Source organism: Arthrobacter sp. B0427-1-12 (genome assembly GCF_059092905.1).
In genome coordinates this window covers 1-14,182 of record NZ_JBNHIC010000028.1, presented here as the reverse complement: position 1 = coordinate 14,182, position 14,182 = coordinate 1, and the positions used below count along the sequence as shown (strand labels likewise).

11 protein-coding genes are annotated in these 14,182 nt (G+C 68.6%); 6 read left to right on the top strand and 5 right to left on the bottom strand.

Annotated features, from left to right (window positions below; genetic code table 11):
• Window positions 1-92: 92 nt before the first annotated feature.
• The 3 genes from AC5RWU_RS15935 to AC5RWU_RS15925 all read right to left on the bottom strand — a co-directional run bounded on the left by AC5RWU_RS15935 (window position 93) and on the right by AC5RWU_RS15925 (window position 2,871).
• Window positions 93-590, bottom strand: coding sequence for a metallophosphoesterase family protein (locus tag AC5RWU_RS15935; protein ID WP_494028884.1), 498 nt, complete (start codon window positions 588-590; stop codon window positions 93-95).
• Window positions 591-601: 11 nt separating this feature from the next.
• Window positions 602-1,966 (bottom strand): NAD(P)H-quinone dehydrogenase, encoded by a 1,365-nt coding sequence (locus AC5RWU_RS15930; protein ID WP_494028910.1) that lies wholly within the window; start codon window positions 1,964-1,966, stop codon window positions 602-604.
• A 203-nt stretch (window positions 1,967-2,169) separates the two neighbouring features.
• Entirely contained in the window at window positions 2,170-2,871 is a 702-nt protein-coding gene (locus AC5RWU_RS15925; RefSeq protein ID WP_494037065.1) for a DUF4352 domain-containing protein, read from the bottom strand.
• A 138-nt stretch (window positions 2,872-3,009) separates the two neighbouring features.
• Between AC5RWU_RS15925 and AC5RWU_RS15920 the strand changes: the two genes are divergently transcribed.
• From AC5RWU_RS15920 to AC5RWU_RS15910, 3 genes are all read left to right on the top strand, one after another.
• Window positions 3,010-3,861: a purine-nucleoside phosphorylase gene (locus tag AC5RWU_RS15920; protein WP_494028911.1), complete on the top strand. Its 852-nt coding sequence runs from the start codon at window positions 3,010-3,012 to the stop codon at window positions 3,859-3,861.
• Window positions 3,862-3,868: 7 nt separating this feature from the next.
• Entirely contained in the window at window positions 3,869-5,653 is a 1,785-nt protein-coding gene (locus tag AC5RWU_RS15915) for a phospho-sugar mutase (protein ID WP_494028886.1), read from the top strand.
• Between the two features lie 293 nt (window positions 5,654-5,946).
• Window positions 5,947-6,993 (top strand): IS110 family RNA-guided transposase, encoded by a 1,047-nt coding sequence (locus tag AC5RWU_RS15910; protein WP_494028887.1) that lies wholly within the window; start codon window positions 5,947-5,949, stop codon window positions 6,991-6,993.
• A gap of 120 nt (window positions 6,994-7,113) precedes the next feature.
• On the opposite strand, the gene AC5RWU_RS15905 is transcribed toward AC5RWU_RS15910, so the two are convergent.
• Window positions 7,114-7,839, bottom strand: a complete 726-nt coding sequence (locus tag AC5RWU_RS15905) for a sirohydrochlorin chelatase (RefSeq protein WP_494028888.1) — start codon at window positions 7,837-7,839, stop codon at window positions 7,114-7,116.
• Window positions 7,840-7,856: 17 nt separating this feature from the next.
• Window positions 7,857-8,258 carry a nitrite reductase small subunit NirD gene (gene nirD / locus AC5RWU_RS15900; protein ID WP_494028912.1) on the bottom strand — a complete coding sequence of 134 codons (402 nt, stop codon included), beginning with the start codon at window positions 8,256-8,258 and terminating at the stop codon, window positions 7,857-7,859.
• Window positions 8,259-8,502: 244 nt separating this feature from the next.
• Between nirD and nirB the strand changes: the two genes are divergently transcribed.
• Genes nirB through AC5RWU_RS15885 form a run of 3 tightly spaced genes read left to right on the top strand, consistent with a single transcriptional unit; the run spans window position 8,503 to window position 13,420 of the window.
• Complete coding sequence (gene nirB / locus AC5RWU_RS15895) at window positions 8,503-11,184, top strand: nitrite reductase large subunit NirB (RefSeq protein WP_494028889.1); 2,682 nt, start codon at window positions 8,503-8,505, stop codon at window positions 11,182-11,184.
• A 2-nt stretch (window positions 11,185-11,186) separates the two neighbouring features.
• A complete protein-coding gene (gene cobA / locus AC5RWU_RS15890; RefSeq protein WP_494028890.1) occupies window positions 11,187-12,248 on the top strand; it encodes a uroporphyrinogen-III C-methyltransferase in 1,062 nt (353 codons plus the stop codon).
• The gene (locus AC5RWU_RS15885; protein ID WP_494028891.1) at window positions 12,245-13,420 is read left to right on the top strand and encodes a uroporphyrinogen-III synthase; all 1,176 of its coding nucleotides are present in this window, start codon (window positions 12,245-12,247) and stop codon (window positions 13,418-13,420) included. The genes cobA and AC5RWU_RS15885 overlap by 4 nt, the downstream gene beginning before the upstream one ends.
• The last annotated feature ends 762 nt before the right edge of the window (window positions 13,421-14,182 follow it).

Sequence of the window (14,182 nt, the reverse complement as noted above, 5' to 3'; positions counted from 1 at the left end):
ATCAATTGTAGCGCCGGGGTCCAGACCCCGGACAAAGCCGTCCGCATCATGGACGGCGGGAAAAGTCCATATGCTGGCCACTGTCCTGGCCGCTAGCCCAGCAGGTGCAGTTCGGCCTCAATGCTGCCGTTCTCTACGACCGCGGTCATGTAGGAGCAGTAGGGCTGGCGGCGGCGGTCCGTTGGAGACCCGGGATTCAGCAGCCGCAGGCCCGCCGGAGTCACCGTGTCCCACGGAATGTGGCTGTGCCCGAAGACCAGGACGTCCACGTCCGGATACCGGGCATCCATCCGCTGCTCCCGCCCCTGCGCGGAGCCGGTCTCGTGCACCACGGCCAGCCGGACGCCGTCGAGCTCCGCACGGGCCACCTCGGGCAGCCGCCGCCGCAGTTCCGGGCCGTCATTGTTGCCGTAGCAGGCGATCAGGCGGCTCGATCGCTGCTCGAATTCGTCCAGCGTCGCCTCGTCCACCCAGTCGCCGGCATGGACGACGGCGTCCGCCGCCTCCACCGCCTCCCACACCTGGGCGGGCAGCGACTTGGCACGCTTGGGCAGATGGGTATCGGAGACGATCGCCAGCCGCGTGCTCATGCCCGGAGACGCTACAGGTGCACGTGCAGGCGGCGGGCCGCCTCGGAGATGGAGCCAGTCAGTGAGGGGTAGACCGTGAAGGTGTTGGCCAGGTCGTCGACATGCAGCTTTTGGGTGCAGGCCAGGGCGATCGGGAAGATCAGTTCGGAGGCGCCCGGCCCCACCACGACTCCGCCGATGACGGTGCCGGACCCCTTGCGCGAAATGATCTTCACGAAGCCGTCCTTGACGTGGCGCATCTTTGCCCGCGCATTCGTCTTCAGGGACAGCTTGATCACATCGCCCTGGTACTTGCCCGTGGCCAGGTCCTTTTCGGACACGCCCACGGACGCGATTTCCGGCGACGTGAAGATGTTCGATGCGACCTGGTGCAGCTTCAGCGGCATGACCATATCGCCCATCCAGTGCGCCACGGCGATGCGTCCCTGCATCGCGGCCACGGAGGCCAACGCCAGCACACCGGTGCAGTCGCCGGCCGCGTAGATGTTCGGCGCGGTGGTGCGGGAAACGCCGTCGACCTTGATGTGGCCGCTTTCGGCGAGCTGCACGCCTGCCTCCTCGAGTCCGATCCCTGCGGTGTTGGGGATGGAGCCGACGGCGACCAGGCAGTGCGAACCCTCCACGACGCGGCCGTCGGACAGCGTCACGCGGACGCCGTCCCCGGTGCGTTCCACGGATTCGGCGCGGGTTTTCGAGAGCACGTTCATGCCGCGTTCGGCGAACACGTCCTCCAGCACCTCCGCCGCGTCCGCGTCCTCGCCCGGCAGCACGCGGTCGCGGCTGGAAACCAGGGTGACCTTGCAGCCTAGGCCGTTGTAGGCGGAGGCGAATTCGGCGCCGGTCACGCCGGAGCCGATGACGATGAGGTGTTCGGGAACGTCCTGCAGATTGTAGATCTGGGTCCAGTTGAAGATCCGCTCACCGTCCGGCTTGGCGGTCGGCAATTCGCGCGGATGGGCGCCGGTGGCAATCAGGATGGCGTCTGCTTCGATCACCTGGGTGCCGCCGTCGGCCTCAACCTCGATCCGGCAGCTGTCCAGCAGCCGCCCGGTTCCCATGATGATCTTCACGCCGGCCTTCTCCAGGCCGTAGCGCACGTCCGCGGACTGTTCCCGGGCCAGGTTCAGCAGGCGTTTGTTCACCTGCTCCATATCCACACTCAGGTCGCCCACCATGACTCCCAGGCCGCCGGCCTGGCTGGCGCGGGCCATGGATTCGGCGGTCGCGATCAGCGTCTTGGAAGGTACGACGTCGGTCAGCACCGCTGAACCGCCCAGCCCGGCACGCTCCACAACAGTGACATCGGCGCCCAGCGAGGCGGCCACCATCGCTGCCTCATATCCGCCCGGTCCGCCACCGAGAACTGCGAGCTTCATTGCCTTGGAATCACGTCGAGTCGTCACAGAACCCCATTCTGTCCTATCGGTTGTCCCGGCTCAAACCATTTCCGGTTCCGCGGCCAGGCCGGTGAGGCACAAAGGGATAACGACGTTCACCAGGACCGGCTGTTCACCAGCATCATGGCCACCCGCACCGTCACCGTCATCGCGGAATGAGCGCCCGTGGGTGTTAATGAGACCTAGGAGGCCCGTGCGATGCCGTCCGCAGTGGCGCCCTCTAGGACACGCGGAACGCCCATCACCAACTGGCTGTCCTGCTGCGGATCCGTAAACTCCACCGAGAACTCGCCCGCGTCCGACGGCGCCAGATAACTGACCCACACCACTTCCGTGACCCCGGCCGGAATCGCACCCGGCCCGCGGCTCGCGTCCCGCGGCGTGACCGTCGGCCCGTCCTCCCCCACCTTCAGCCGCATCTGGCCGGGTGAGAACAGCCGGGGTTCCGTCCCGGAATTGGCCACTTCCACTTCAAGTACGACGACGTCCCCCCAGGTTTCGTTCACCGGTTGCCCGGACGGGGTGGCCGGGATGTCCCCGCCGGTATGGCCGTGGCCGCCCGCGGCGGCGGGAGCTGCGGCCGAAACGCTGGCCAGCCGGCTGAAGTCGGATGGGCCGGGGGTTGTCCGGAAAGTGGCCCGGCCGCTGGCCGTGAACCTGGCCTGGCGGCCCGCCCGGACTATCCGCACGGATCCGAATGACGCCTTCGCGGTTTGGGCCGCGGTGCGCACGCCGGTCGAAGCGATGGCATACACGCTGGCAGCGGCCATAGCCGCAGTGCCCGCGATCATTCCGAAGGTACGGCGGGAGATGCTTCGGCCGGAGAATCCAGAATCCCGTGAAACTGTGCCCGCCAATGGATCGTCGGGCCTGTGCACAGACATCGGTCTGCCCCTTATCTGTCATCGGTTTGGCCCCGTATGCCAATCATGAACGAATACCCGGGACGGGGAAAGACCTTTGGGCAGAACGTCGATAAGCATTCCGGATGGAGCGGGCCTGTCACAGCCGGTAGGTTGGTTATCGTGACTACTCCTACCGACGCGGCACAGGCAAATCCGGCACATCCGGATCAGGCACAGGACCCCTTCGCCCTGGCGCAGAGCGCCGCCGGCTACATCACCGAGCAGACCGGCGTCGAAAAGCACGACGTCGCCCTGGTCCTTGGCTCCGGCTGGGGCAATGCCGCCGGCCTCATCGGTGAAACCACCGCCACCATCCCCGCAGCGGACATTCCCGGCTTCCGGGCGCCCGCCGTCGTCGGCCATGTCGGCACTATCAGTTCCATCCGCACGGACACCGGCAAGCACGCACTGGTGCTGGGCGCCCGCACGCACTTCTACGAAGGCAGGGGCGTGCGCGCCGTGGTCCACGGCGTCCGCACCGCGGCGGCGGCAGGGGCCAAGGTGATGGTCCTGACCAACGGCTGCGGTGGACTGCAGGAACACTGGAAGCCCGGCACGCCCGTGCTGATCAGCGACCACATCAACCTCACGGCAGCCTCCCCGCTGGAAGGCGCCACCTTCGTGGATCTGACGGACCTGTACTCGTCCCGGATCCGGGCGCTGGCCCGGGAAGTGGATCCGGCGCTGGAGGAGGGCGTCTACGCCCAGTTCCCCGGCCCGCACTACGAAACTCCGGCCGAGGTACGGTACGCCAAGCGCATTGGCGCGGACCTGGTGGGCATGTCCACGGCGCTGGAAGCCATTGCCGCCCGCCACGCCGGTATGGAAGTCTTCGGCATCTCGCTGGTCACCAACCTGGCCGCCGGTATCAGCCCGGTTCCGCTCAGCCATGAGGAAGTGCTTGAAGCCGGCCGGGCGGCCGGCCCCCGCATCTCGCGGCTGCTGGCAGACATCATCGCCAAGCTCTAGGACCCCCATGACGCTCACCGAATCCAAACTGACCCAGCTCATTGATACGGCCCGGGCCTGGGCAGAAACAGACCCGGACCCCGAAACGGCTGCCGGACTGCGGGAGCTGATCGTCCGGGCCAGCCAGGTCCATGCCGGCGGCGCGGACGTCGGGGGCGCAGACGCAGTCCAGGAGCTCGCGGACTGCTTCAGCGGCAGCCTCCGGTTCGGGACAGCGGGGCTGCGCGCCGCCCTGGGCCCCGGTCCCAATCGGATGAACCGCGTGGTGGTGCGCCGGGCCGCCGCAGGCATTGCGGCTTTCCTGCGGGAGAAGGGCCTGAACATCGCCGGGAGCGGAACCTTCCAGCCCCGCGCCGTCGTCGGCTTCGACGCCCGCCGCAACTCGGATATCTTCGCGCAGGAAACCGCGGCCATTTTCACCGCGGCGGGCATCCAGACCTTCCTGCTGCCCTCCGCACTGCCCACTCCGATCCTCGCCTACGCCGTCCGCGCGCTGGACTGCGACGGCGGCGTCATGGTCACGGCCAGCCATAACCCGCCGCAGGACAACGGCTACAAGGTGTACCTGGGCGGCCGCGTGGTGGAGGAAGCCGGGGCCGGGGTGCAGATCGTCGCGCCCTACGATGCCGAGATCGCCGCGCAGATCGACGCCGTCGGCCCCGTCGGGGACATCGAACTGGCGCCGGAGGGCTGGACGGTGCTGCCGGAGACCATCGAGGATGAGTACGTGGCGGCCGTGGCCGCCCTGGCCCGGCCGGAACGGTTCGGTGCCCGCGGGCTGAAGATCGTGCTTACCCCGCTGCACGGCGTCGGCGGCCGGACGGCCCTGAAGGTCCTGAACAGCGCGGGCTTCGACGACGTCACGCTCGTGCCTGAGCAGGCTGATCCGGATCCGGCCTTCCCCACCGTGGCCTTCCCCAATCCGGAGGAGCCGGGTGCACTGGACCTCGCGCTGCGGACCGCACAGGAAACGGCGGCGGACCTGGTGCTGGCCAATGACCCGGATGCGGACCGGGCGGCAGTGGCGGCCAAGGACCCGCACACCGGCGAATGGCGGATGCTGCACGGTGACGAGGTGGGAGCCCTGCTGGGCGCCCATGTCGCCGCACGGCTGGACGGCGGCGCGGACCCTGCCGCCGCTGCCGGCCCGGCCCCGGTCTTCGCAAACTCCATCGTGTCTTCCCGGCTGCTGTCCCGCATTGCCGCTGCCGCCGGGTACCGGCATGCGGAAACCCTAACCGGCTTCAAATGGATTTCCCGCGTGCCCGACCTGGTGTATGGCTACGAGGAGGCCCTTGGCTACTGCGTGGCTCCGGACCTGGTCCGCGACAAGGACGGACTGTCCGCCGCCCTGCTGATCGCGGAAATGGCGGCGGACGCGGCGGCCCGCGGCCAGACGCTCTTCGACACCTTGGACGACCTCGCGCTGCAGCACGGCCTGCACAGCACGGACCAGCTGTCGGTCCGGGTCGGCAGCCTCGCCGAGACCGATGCCATGCTGAACCGCCTGCGCGAGAATCCGCCGCAGTCCTTCGCCGGTGCCGCCGTCGAGACCGTCGTCGACCTGTCCCAGGGCAGCGCGTCGCTGCCGCCGACCGAGGGACTGCTGTACCTGACGCAGGACCGGACCCGGGTGATCATCCGCCCCAGCGGCACTGAGCCCAAGCTCAAGTGCTACCTGGAGGTCATCCGGCCGGTCGACTCGGCGGACCGGCTGGCCGCTGCGCGCACGGAGGCACGCGAGGCCCTCGATCGGGTCCGCGAGGACGTCGGCGTCGCCCTCGGCCTCTAACACCACAGCCCCTCCCCGACCGCTGACTCTCTAATGGTTGTGGCTGGCCTGGTGCCTGCTGGCAGGATGGCTGCCGGTCCTGCTGAACGTGACTCGCGCTGACTCTGACCCGGTTCCGGTGTCTTTCTGCTGATGTGTCCGTTCGGTGGGGCCGGCGCCGGCCTGTCCTCTTCCGATGGCTTGATAGAAGGTCGTCCAGGGTGCCACCTGTGACTCATTAGAGAGCTGCCTCGAAAGAACCCTTCCAGGCCGGCGCCGGAGACGGTACCCGCCTATGGAAGGAAAGCACCGCGATGACCATCGTTGCAGAAAAGTACGGGCACGTCATTGGCGTGGACACCCACGCCAGAACCCACACCTACGCGATCGTGGACACCGCCACCGGTGCCTGCACGGCCACCGAATCATTCCCCGCCACCGCAGCGGGCATCGACCGGGCCATCGCCTGGATCAGCCGGAACACGGACGGGAACATCCTGGCCGCCGTGGAGGGAACCTCCTCCTACGGTGCCGGACTCACCCGCGCCCTGAAGAGGGCCGGCATCGAGGTGGCGGAGGTAAAGCCGCCGCGCCGGCAGGCCCGCGCCGGCGTCGGCAAGTCCGACCCGATTGACGCGCTCGAAGCGGCCCGGCAGGTGCTGCACCGGCCCGTGACCAGCCTGGCGGTCCCGCGCGCCGACGGACTGAGGTCGGCCCTGCGCGTGCTGCTGACCGGCCGCCGGGGCCTGGACGTACGCCGGACCGCGGACCGTAATGCCCTCAACGCGCTGGTGCGCACCTGCGACCTGGATGTTGATGCCCGCAAGGCCCTCACCGACGCCCAGATCACCGTGATCGCCGGCTGGGAGGAACACCCCTGCGACACCGTCGATCAGCGGATCGCCCGGCAGGAAGCAGCCCGGCTCGCCGCCGCCGTCAAGGACGCCGCCCGGCACCTGAACCGGATCAAGGAGCAGCTGAAGGACCTCGTCGAGCAGCTCGCCCCGGGATTTTTGGACCTGCAGGGCGTTGGCCCGGTCACCGCCGCCATCATCCTGGCCGCGTACTCGCACCGAGGCCGGATCCGTTCCGAGGCCGCCTTCGCGGCCCTGGCCGGGGCGGCCCCGCTGCCGGCATCCTCCGGCAACACCGTCAGGCACCGGCTCAACCGCCACGGCGACCGGCAGCTGAACATGGCCCTGGACGTGATCGTGCGGGTCCGCCTGACCCACGACGAAACCACCCGCAAATACACCGAACGCCGCACCGCCGAAGGCCGGACCTACCGGGACATCAAACGTTCCCTGAAACGCTACGCAGCCCGCGCCATCTTCCGCCAACTGCAGACCCTGCTCGCTTGACACTCACCATAGAAGGGTCAGCAGCTCGCGCACGTCCCAGGGCTGAGACGTGCGCGTCGTGCGGAGTCAGCGAGGGCGGGGAGCTGGAACGTACGTGTGCTGCGGAGTGGGGCTGGGCCCTCAGCGGAGGTCGTAGCGGTCTAGCACCAGATCCACTAGTTCGGGGGCGGGCGGGTCCGACGCCGTGAGCAGCGGCATGGTCACGACGTCGGCCCCGCACTGTCCGGCCAGGGTCGCGAAGTACCCCGGCGCCAGCAGATACGTCGCCACGACCACACGGCCGGTTTTGCCGGCCAGACGGTCGCGGGCGGACCGTACCGCCTCCGGAAGGGCGGGCGCGGCAACGGCTGTCACAGAAACGAAACCGCAGCGCACCGGCCTGCCGATCGCGTTGCCCAACAGCAGCGCCATCAGCTCGCAGTCCGCCACGGCCCGGGCATCGGTCGACCCGGCGGCTGCAAGAACTACGCGGTCCTCCGGCCGCAGTCCGGCCTGCTGCAGGCGCCGGGCCAGCACGGCAGCCAGTCGCCGGTCCGGCCCCAGTACCGCGGCAACGACGGTGCCTTCCTTGGCGACGGCGGCTTCGGCCAGGTCGACGTGCACGTGGTGGCCGGCGGACAGCAGCAGCGGCACGATCCGCACTGACTGCTCGATGCCCGCCAGCGACGCTGGAACATCGGGTTCCTGCACGTCCACAAAAGCCTCAACGACGTCCAGGTGCGGCCGCTGCCGTGCCACGGCCCGGACCAGTGCGGCGATGGCGGCCTGGCCGGTAGGATCGGACGTTCCGTGCGAGGCTGCCAGCAGCGCCGGACGCTCCGCAGCGCCACGCCGGCCTCGGTGCACGCCCTCAGCATCATCCGTCAGACTCCAACTTCGATGAAGCCGTCCACCAGACGAGTGGGGAACGTGCGCAGGTACAGGGACGGATCCCCAAAGCATTCGCCCGTCTGCAGGTCGTAGACCTCCTTGTGCAGCGGGGAGGCGATAGTGGGCCGGTCCCCCTTGGACCCAACAATGCCGCGGGCCATGACATTGGCGGCGGTGGCCGGATCGCGATGGGAAACGGCGTAGACCTCCGTGGGTGAAAGGCGGAACAGCGCCACCTGCCGGTTCTCGATCAGGGCCGCTTCACCCCAGGCCGTTTCCAGGTCCTCGAGACGGCAGATCCGGTGCCAAGCGGAGACGCCGCAGGAGGCAGTGGCCCGGTCCGCAGTCAGGTCTGCTGCAGTCAGTTCGGGTGCAGTCAGTTCGGGTGCCAGCATTTCGGTCATCGTTTTCCCCGTTCGTCGTGGATGATCGTCGAGTTCTGTGGATGGTCAGCCACGCTAGTGAGCCCATGTTTCCAGCGGTCCGTTCTTGTGTTTCACCCCCGTAAAACGGCACTCACGCACCGCACCCCGCCGGGTTGTGAGGAAGTCATGTGCTGGAAACAAATGGGAAATGGCGAGGCAACGGCCGCTTCCTAGGCTGGACTCCAATCGCAATGCACCCGTCGAAAGGTCCGCCATGACTCCCACTCCCGGTTCCCCCGCCGTCCGTGAAATCGTCGTCGTCGGCGGCGGCCCGGCCGCGCACCGCTTCGTGGAGGCGATATGTGCCCGGGAAACGGAGAACGTCCGGCTGACGGTCCTGGCCGAGGAAGTCCACTTCCCCTACGACCGCGTCGCGCTGAGCAAGGCGCTGACGTCCGACGTCGACCTCACCCTCGGCGAGGCCTCCCTGTGGGAGCACGATGCCGTGACGCTGGCTACCGGCGCACGAGCCGTTTCCATCGATACGGCTTCACGCAAGGTGGTCACCGAGGACGGCACCGGTTATGCGTACGACGAACTGGTGCTGGCCACCGGCTCCAACGCCGCCCGGCTGCCGATCCCCGGCAACGAGCACACGCACGTGTACCGCACGCTGGAGGACGTCTGGACGCTTCGCCGGGAAGTCGAGCGCCTGACGGAGAAGCTGGGCCGTACGATCAACGCCGTCACGATCGGCGGCGGGCTGCTTGGCCTGGAAGCGGCCGGCGGGATGCAGGAGCTGGGCGCCAACGCCGTCGTCATCAACGGGGCGGACTGGCTGATGAACACGCAGCTGGATGAGGGCGCGGGCCAGGCGCTGGGCCGGCTGATCGCAGGCAAGGGCGTCGAGGTCCACTGCGGGGTATTCCCCAGCGCCGTCCTGGTGGCGGACGACGGCACCGAAGTGCAGGTGACCGGCGTCGAAATGGCCGACGGGCGGGTGGTCCCGGCAGACCTGGTGATCGTTTCCATCGGCGTCCGCCCGCGCGACGAACTGGCCCGGCCGCAGGAATCAGCCACCGGTGAGGGCGAAACCGGAGTCTTCGAGCTGGGGCCGCGCGGCGGCATCGCCATCAACGACGACTGCTCCACCTCCGTCCCCAACGTCTGGGCCATCGGCGAGGTGGCCAGCTACGGCGGCATGTGCCTGGGCCTGGTGGCCCCGGCCAACACCATGGCCGAGGTCGTGGCGGACCGCCTGCACGGCGGCGAAGCCACCTTTCCCGGCTTCGACACCGCCACCAGGCTCAAGCTCTCCGGCGTGGACGTGGCCAGCTTCGGCGACTGTTTTGCCCAGGAGCCCGGTGCGCTGGAGATCGTCTACGCCGATCCGGCCCGCGGCGTTTACCAGAAGCTGGTGGTCACGGACGATGCCAAGACGCTGCTCGGCGGGATCTTCGTCGGTGACGCCGCCCCGTACACCAGCCTGCGCCCGCTGTTGGGCCGCGAGCTGCCGGCCGAACCCGGTGCCTACCTGTCCGCCGCCGGCGGCGGCGACGCCCCGGAAACCGAACTGCCGGACGATGCGATCCTCTGCTCCTGCAACAACGTGGCGGCCGGTTCCATCCGCGACGCCGTCAACGGCTGCGGCGCCTGCGAAGGCCAGGAACCTGTCCGGGAACTGGGGGCGCTGAAGGGCTGCACCCGCGCCGGCACCCAGTGCGGCTCCTGCGTTCCGATGCTGAAAAAGCTGCTGGAGGGCGAGCTCACGAAGCACGGCATCACCGTTTCCAAGGCGCTCTGCGAGCACTTCAGCCTTTCCCGCGCCGAGCTGTTCGAAGCCGTCCGGGCCCTGGAACTGGCATCCTTCGAGGAGATCCTGGCCCGGTTCGGCACAGCTCCCGAACAAGCAGCGCCCGAAGGAACCAGCGCGCGCGGCTGCGACATCTGCAAGCCCGCCATCGGCTCCATCCTCGCCTCCCAGCACGGGGCCTACGTGCTCGACGGCGGCCGCGGGACCCTGCAGGACACCAACGACCGCGCGCTGGCCAATATGCAGAAGGACGGCACCTATTCCGTGGTCCCGCGCATCCCCGGCGGCGAGATCACCCCGGAAAAGCTGGGCGTGATCGCGCGCGTGGCGGAGAAGTACGGCCTCTACACCAAGATCACCGGCGCCCTGCGCATCGACATGTTCGGCGCCCGGCTGGAGCAGCTGCCGGACATCTGGAAGGAGCTGGTGGAGGCCGGTTTCGAATCCGGGCAGGCTTACGGCAAGGCGCTGCGCAACGTGAAGTCCTGCGTCGGCTCCACCTGGTGCCGCTACGGCGTGCAGGACTCGGTGGACATGGCCATCCAGCTGGAACTGCGCTACCGCGGTCTGCGCGCTCCGCACAAGCTCAAGATGGGTGTCTCCGGCTGTGCCCGCGAATGCGCCGAGGCCCGCGGCAAGGACGTCGGCGTCATCGCCACCGCCGACGGCTGGAACCTGTACGTGGGCGGCAACGGCGGCGCAACGCCGGCCCACGCCCAGCTGCTGGCCAAGGACCTGGACAGCGCAACGCTGATCCGGTACATCGACCGCTACCTCATGTACTACATCCGCACCGCCGACCGGCTGCAGCGCACGGCCCGCTGGGTGGAGGAGCTCGACGGCGGCATCGGCCACGTCCGGCAGGTGGTCCTGAAGGACTCCCTGGGCATTGCGGCGGACCTGGAAGCCGCCATGGCCCGGCACGTGGACACCTACGAGGACGAATGGGCCGCGACGCTGAAGGACCCTGAGAGGCTGCGCCGCTTCCGTTCCTTCGTCAACGCTCCTACCCAGGCGGACGACTCGCTGGCCTACATTCCGCAGCGCGGGCAGCTCCGCCCCGCCACCGAGGCAGAACGCGCTGCCAGCCCCGTGCTGCTGGGCGCCGCCATCCCCGTCCGCACCCACTCCCAGGAGGCCTGACCATGCACCTCGATATCGACCTCACCGGCCTGCCCGTCCTGGTCGCGGGCAATGCCACCGCGGCCCAGCGCGTCGTGCGCCGCTACCATGCCGCCGGTGCCCAGGTCCGCACCCTCGAGTGTCCGGCCGCCTACCGCACGGAGCTGCTGGCCGACGTCGTCCTGGCCGCCGCCGTAGACGACGGCGACCCGCGCTGGGCGCCGCTGGCGCAGGCCTGCCGCCTGAACGGCGTCGTTCTGGTCCGCGAAAAGGCCGCGGCGCCGGGCCGCCGGGTGACACTGGTCGGCGGCGGCCCGGGCCGCGAGGACCTGCTCACCCAGGCCGCGCTGGACGCGCTGCGGGAGGCCGACGTCGTCTTCTACGACCGGCTGGCACCGCACCGCAACCTGGCCGAGCTGGCGCCGGGCGCGGAGCTGGTGGATGTCGGCAAGCGGCCCGGCCACCACAAGGTGGAGCAGCCGGAAATCGAACGGCTCATGGTGGCCAGCGCGCTGGACGGCAACAATGTGGTCCGGCTCAAGGGCGGCGACCCGTACGTCTTCGGCCGCGGCGGCGAGGAAGCAGCTGCCTGCGCCCGGGCCGGCGTGCCGGTGACGGTCATTCCGGGCGTCACCAGTGCCGTCTCCGTTCCGGCTGCCGCCGGCATCCCGGTGACGCACCGAGGCGTCAGCACCAAGTTCACAGTGATCTCCGGGCACGATCCGCTGACCGACGAGGAACACGCGCACTTGGCAGGCCTGGGCGGCACAGTCGTGGTCCTGATGGGGGTCGGTACGCTGCCGCATATGACGGTAGGGCTGCGCCGCGCCGGAATGCGAGCGGATATGCCGGTGGCCATCATCGAGCGCGGCTACAGCCCCTCGCAGCGCACCACCACGGGCACCCTGGCCGACATTGTCACCAGGGCAGGCGCCGCCCGGGTGAAGTCCCCGGCCGTGCTGGTGATCGGTGAGGTCGTCCGCCACCGGTACGACGCCGGCAGTGTCCTGGGGGCCGAAGCGGACACCGGGCAGCTGGCCGGGTTGCTGGACGGAGTGTTGCTGGACGGAGTGAGGATCCCTTGACCGCAGCCGCGCCTCACAGCACTGCACCCGTTCCTGGCGGCGTGTCTGGTGCCGGCGCTGGCCGGCTGCCCGCCAGCGGTCCGTCGCTGACCGGTTTCCGGATCGGCGTCACCTCGGACCGGCGGTCCGAGGACCTCATCTCGGCCCTCGAGCGCCGCGGTGCCCAGGTTCTGCATGCCCCTGTCCTGCGGATCGCGCCCGTGGACGAGGACCTGGCCCTGCTCCGGGACACGCGCGCCATCATCCAGGCCAGGCCGGACATCACCGTCATCACCACGGCCTACGGGATGCGGCGCTGGAGCGAGGCGGCCGATGCCGCCGGAATCGGCGATGAACTCGCAGCGGCACTGGAAGGATCACGGATCTACGTACGCGGTCCCAAGGCGCGCGGTGCCGTGCGGGCCGCCGGGCTGGAGGACACCGGCATCAGCCATGACGAACGCACCTCCACGCTCGTGGACATGCTGCTTCAGGAAGGCATCGCCGGCCAAACCATCGCCGTCCAGCTGCACGGTTACACCGACGTCCACCAGCTGGAGCGGCTGCAGGCCGCCGGCGCCAGGGTCCTGACCGCCACCCCGTACCGCTGGATCAAGCCGAATGAGGCCCGGGACCGCGTCCCGCGGCTGATCGAGGCCGTTACCGCCCGCCAACTGGATGTCGTGACATTCACCAGCGCTCCCGCCGTCGATGCTCTGTGGAGCACCGCGCACGAACTGGGCCTGTACGACGGGCTGGTTGAGGCGTTCCGCACGGAGGTGGTGGCGGCCGCCGTCGGACCCGTGACCGCGCAGCCGCTGCTCGATGCCGGAATCGAGCCGATCATGCCGGAGCGCTTCCGCATGGGTGCACTGATCCGGCTGGTGTGCGAGCACCTGGACGAGCACCGGACCGAGAGCTTCCGGACTGCGCTGGGGACGGTGCAGCTGCGCGGACGCACCGTCATGCTGGACGGAAAACGGGCCGATCTCTCCCCCACCCTGATGACGATTTTCCGCGCCCTGGTGCAGGCCGGCGGCGCCGTGCTGCCGCGGCAAACGCTCCTGCAACTGCTGCCGGAGGCGCAGGGCGAGCATGCCCTGGACATGGCCATGAGCCGGCTGCGGCAGACCCTGCCCAACCCCAGGCTCGTGGCGACGGTCATCAAACGGGGCTACCGGCTCAATGTCTAGCGCGGCGGAAAGGATCGGCGCAAAATCGTCCACAAAACAGCATGGCAATTTGTCAGTCAATAAGTTTCCAGGGCTCATTCCGCTGGCAAATATCAGCCTTTACCGCGGCCTTGGATCCAATCAGGAGAAACATTTGAAGACGCATTGATTTAAAATGCATAGAAAAGGGATAACCGCAGCACGCGGTTATCCCGATTTATCGTTTATCCCGGCTTATATGGCAGCTCTGAATATTCCTAGGCTAAAGGGGCCGCCCCAGCTCGCCTTTGTCTTCCTCAGCCTCTTCCTCCGGGCGCGGGAAGAGGAGACGCGGGCTACTGGTCTTCCTCAACCTCCTCATTCATCCGGGCACGGGAAATCGACGCCCTTGTCGGGGGCATGGCTACGGACAAAGCCCTCTTCCGCTATGACGACGGCTCTAATTTTTACGCCGCACCTTTTCACCGACTCTTCGGGGACGTTGAGAGTGAAGGTACCGTCCTGTTTTACAGAGACCGCGGGGTTAGAGAACACTGGAACCGTGGTGCCCGGACGCCGGAGTTCGACTCTTACTTTGCCTCCTAGGTCCGCGGTGGTCTCAAAAAACCTTCCCTTGATGGTGAATCGCCCCGCCCGCTCGCTGAACGTCAGTGTGACGGTCGCAACCTCCTCAGGTTCATCGGGAGCGGGAGCGGGAGCGGGAGCGGGAGCGGGAGCGGGAGCGGGAGCGGGAGCGGGAGCGGGAGCGGGAGCGGGAGCGGGAGCGGGAGCGGGAGCGGGAGC

Coding starts and splice junctions, on each gene's coding strand:
- AC5RWU_RS15935 (WP_494028884.1), bottom strand. CDS start 590: ATGAGCACGCGGCTGGCGATCGTCTCCGATACCCATCTGCCCAAGCGT.
- AC5RWU_RS15930 (WP_494028910.1), bottom strand. CDS start 1,966: ATGAAGCTCGCAGTTCTCGGTGGCGGACCGGGCGGATATGAGGCAGCG.
- AC5RWU_RS15925 (WP_494037065.1), bottom strand. CDS start 2,871: ATGTCTGTGCACAGGCCCGACGATCCATTGGCGGGCACAGTTTCACGG.
- AC5RWU_RS15915 (WP_494028886.1), top strand. CDS start 3,869: ATGACGCTCACCGAATCCAAACTGACCCAGCTCATTGATACGGCCCGG.
- AC5RWU_RS15910 (WP_494028887.1), top strand. CDS start 5,947: ATGACCATCGTTGCAGAAAAGTACGGGCACGTCATTGGCGTGGACACC.
- nirD (WP_494028912.1), bottom strand. CDS start 8,258: ATGCTGGCACCCGAACTGACTGCACCCGAACTGACTGCAGCAGACCTG.
- nirB (WP_494028889.1), top strand. CDS start 8,503: ATGACTCCCACTCCCGGTTCCCCCGCCGTCCGTGAAATCGTCGTCGTC.
- cobA (WP_494028890.1), top strand. CDS start 11,187: ATGCACCTCGATATCGACCTCACCGGCCTGCCCGTCCTGGTCGCGGGC.